The organism is Pseudomonas sp. JV245A, assembly GCF_032424515.1.
GTDB classification, from domain to species: Bacteria; Pseudomonadota; Gammaproteobacteria; order Pseudomonadales; family Pseudomonadaceae; genus Aquipseudomonas; species Aquipseudomonas protegens.
Genome location: NZ_VYKE01000260.1, coordinates 1 through 4,133, shown reverse-complemented (window position 1 = coordinate 4,133; position 4,133 = coordinate 1). Strand labels below are relative to the sequence as shown.

Below are 4,133 nucleotides of genomic sequence, written 5' to 3'. Positions count from 1 at the left end.
GCAGCGCCTGGAAATCCCCGCCACCACCATCCCCCAGCTCAAGCGCCAGCGGCGTCTCTGAGGCCGCTGCAAGTGCTTTTCCCCGCGCCGGCCCCAGGGCCGGCGCGGGCCGTGGTACCTCAGCGGGACAGGCCCCGCGCCATGTCCCGGCTTCCCATGTCAGCCCCGCTGCGGCGGATGTTTTAGCGTCTGCGAGCTGCCAGCAAGCCTGGCGGGCTCACTGTCCCTGGTGCTTTTTGCGCAACGGCGCGACAGCCCCGCGCGGTGCCTGGCAGCGGCGCTTGTCGCCCGTCCGGGCAGCGGGGCGCCGGTGAAAGGTTGCATCTGAAACAAGGACGTTCTCTTCAACCGTTTCCGAATTCTCAGGCAGGTTACAAGATGCAGTTCAGCGAATTGATGGCAGTGCTTTCGACCCTGGCGATCCGTCTTCAACGGGAACAGGAGGACCTGCTCGTCCAGGGCGATGACGAGGCGCTGGACGACGGGCTCTGGGACAGCCTGGTGCAGCACAAGGCCCGGCTCCTGGAACTGCTCGACGGCCAGGGCGGCAGCTGGCTGAGCCCGGCTTTCAGGATCACCCCGGACATGCTGCCCCTGGTGCAGCTGGACCCGCCCGCCATCGAGCGTATCGTCGCCGCAGTGCCCGGTGGCGCCGCCAACGTGCAGGACATCTACCCCCTGGCGCCGCTGCAGGAGGGCATGCTCTATCATCATTTGTCCGCCGCCCAGGGCGACCCCTATGTGCTGCAGGCGCGCTTCGCCTTTGCCAGTGCCGAGCGACGGCAAGCCTTCGCCGAAGCCTTGCAATGGGTCATCGACCGCCACGACATCCTGCGTACCGCCATCGCCTGGGAAAGCCTGGATGAGCCGTTGCAGGTGGTCTGGCGCCAGGCGCCGCTGGTGATCGAGGCCGTGGCGCTGGACCCGGCTGACGGCGATGTGCTCGGCCAGCTGCAGGCCCGCTACGACTCCCGGCACTTTCGCCTGGACCTGCGTCAGGCGCCGCTGCTGCGCCTGGTGCACGCCGAGGACCCGGCCAACCAGCGCCAGGTGGCGCTGCTGCTGTTCCATCACCTGGCCCTGGATCACTCCGCGCTGGACCTGGTACGCCAGGAAATCCACGCCCGCCTGCAAGGGCACAGCGAGCGCCTGCCGGCCCCGGTACCGTTTCGCAACCATCTGGCCCAGGCCCTGGCAAGCCGCAGCGAGGTGGCCCACGAACGCTTCTTTCGCGAGATGCTCGGCGATATCGACGAGCCGACCCTGCCGTGCGGCCTGGGGGATGTGCAGGGCGCCGGGCGGGTGATCGAAGAGGCCCGGCTGACCCTGGACACCGAGCTCAGCCAGCGCCTGCGGGCCCAGGCCCGGCAGCTGGGGGTGAGCAGCGCCAGCCTGATGCACCTGGCCCTGGCCCGGGTGCTGGGCCAGCTGTCGGGGCGCGAAGCGGTGGTGTTCGGCACCGTGCTGCTGGGCCGCATGGAGGCCGGCGAAGGCGGCGAGCGGGCCCTGGGCATGTTCATCAACACCTTGCCGCTGCGGGTGGATGTCGGCGCCCAGGGCGTGCGCGCCGGGGTCCTGGCCACCCATCAGCGGCTCAGTGCCTTGCTCGCCCATGAGCATGCGTCCCTGGCCCTGGCCCAGCGCTGCAGCGGGGTCAGTGCGCCGACGCCGCTGTTCAGCGCCATGCTCAACTACCGCCACAGCCACGCCGCCGATGGCGCCCAGGTGCAGGAGGTGGCCCCGGGCATCCAGGTGCTGGGCGCCGAAGAACGCACCAACTACCCGCTGACCATCAACATCGATGACCTGGGAGAGGATTTTTGCATCACCGCCCTGGTGGATCGGCAACTGGGCGCCGAGCGCATCGCCGGCTACCTGCTGACCGCCCTGGAGAGCCTGGCCCTGGCCTTGCAGAGCACTCCGCAGGCACCGCTGTACAGCCTGGAGATGCTCCCGGCCAGCGAGCGCCGCTACCTGTTGCAGGGCCTGAACACGCCGCTGGGGCACTACCCGGACAGCCCGCTGATCCACCAGCAGGTGGAAGCCCAGGCCCGGGTCCAGCCCGAGGCCCCGGCGCTGCTGTTCGGCGAGCTGAGGCTGAGCTACGGCGAGCTCAACCGGCGCGCCAACCAGGTGGCGCACCGTTTGCTGGCGCTGGGCGTACGCCCGGACCAGCGTGTGGCGATCTGTGTCGAGCGCGGCGTGGAAATGATCGTCGGCCTGCTGGGCATCCTCAAGGCCGGCGGCGCCTACGTGCCCATCGACCCGGCCTACCCCCGCGAGCGCATCGCCTACACCCTGCAGGATAGCGACCCGGTGGCGCTGCTGGTGCAGGCCGGCACCCAGTCCCTGGTGGCCGACCTGCGGGTGCCGCTGATCGACCTCGACAGCCGCACCCTGGCCCATGAAGCCCAGGACGACCCCGAAGTGCCGGGGCTGACCCCGGCCCACCTGGCCTATGTGATCTACACCTCGGGCTCCACCGGCCTGCCCAAGGGGGTGATGGTGGAGCACCGCAACGTGGCCCGGCTGTTCAGCGCCACCCGCGACTGGTTCGACTTCAACTGGCGGGACGTGTGGGCGCTGTTCCATTCCTTCGCCTTCGATTTCTCGGTGTGGGAGATCTGGGGGGCGCTGGTGCATGGCGGCCAGTTGCTGGTGGTGCCCCAGGCCGTCAGCCGTTCGCCGGATGACTGCTACCGGCTGCTCTGCGAAGCCCGGGTGAGCATCCTCAACCAGACCCCCAGCGCCTTCCGTTCGCTGATCGCGGCCCAGGACCAGAGCCCCCTCAAGCACTCTCTGCGCCAGGTGATCTTCGGCGGCGAGGCCCTGGAACCGGGGATGCTCAAGCCCTGGTATGCCCACCTGGAAAACGTCGGCACCCAGCTGGTGAACATGTACGGCATCACCGAAACCACGGTGCACGTGACCTATCGCCCGTTGCAGGCGGCGGATGCCCAGCTGGTGGGCAGCAGCCCCATCGGCCGGCGCATTCCCGACCTGCAACTGTATGTGCTCGATGCCCACCGCGAGCCGCTGCCCAGCGGCGTGGTGGGTGAGTTGTATGTGGGCGGCGCCGGGGTTGCCCGGGGCTACCTCAACCGCGATCAGCTGACCGCCGAGCGCTTTATCGCCGACCCCTTCAGCCACGAGCCGGGGGCGCGGCTGTACAAGACCGGCGACCTGGCGCGCTGGCGCAGCGACGGCAGCCTGGAGTACCTGGGGCGCAACGATGACCAGGTGAAGATCCGCGGCTTTCGCATCGAGCTGGGGGAGATCGAGGCCCGCCTGGCGGCCTGCGACGGGGTGCGCGAAGCGGTAGTGATCGCCCGGGAAGACACCCCGGGGGACAAGCGCCTGGTGGCCTATGTGATCCCCCGGCCGGGGGCCGCTGCCAGCGCTGCGCAACTGCGCGAGCAACTGCAACAGAGCCTGGCCGAGCACATGCTGCCCAGCGCCTTTGTGACGTTGCAGGCCTGGCCCCTGACCCCCAACGGCAAGCTCGACCGCAAGGCCCTGCCGGCGCCGGACAGCCAGGCCCTGGCCCGGCGTGAATATGCAGCGCCCCAGGGCGAGGTGGAACAGGCCATCGCGACGATCTGGCAAGAGCTGCTGGGCTTGCCGCAGGTCGGGCGCCAGGACAACTTCTTCGAGCTGGGCGGGCACTCGCTGCTGGCGGTCAAGCTGATGGAGCGCATGCGCCAGGTGGACCTGTGCGCCGATGTGCGGGTGCTGTTCGGCCAGCCGACCCTGGCCGCCCTGGCGGCGACCGTGGGCGGGCAGCGCGAGGTGCAGGTGCCGGCCAACCGCATCGCCGCCGATTGCCGCCACATCACCCCGGACCTGCTGCCCCTGGCGGACCTCGATCAGGCCGCCATCGACCGGCTGCTGGCGCGGGTGCCCGGCGGCGCCGCCAACGTCCAGGACATCTATGCCCTGGCGCCCTTGCAGGCGGGGATCCTCTATCACCACCTGAGCAGCGCCGAGGGCGATCCCTATGTGCTCCAGGTGCAGTTCGAATTTGCCGGCGAAGACGCCCTGCAAACCTTCACCCTGGCCTTGCAGCAGGTCATCGCGCGCCACGACATCCTGCGCAGCAGCATGGCCTGGGAAGGCCTGGAACAGCCGGTGCA

At 69.5% G+C, this 4,133-nt stretch carries 1 pseudogene; it reads left to right on the top strand.

The annotated features are described in order from the left end of the window. Positions 1 to 378: 378 nt before the first annotated feature. Positions 379 to 4,133: pseudogene (gene ofaB, locus F6S12_RS30095) on the top strand (orfamide A non-ribosomal peptide synthetase OfaB); the annotation flags it as partial.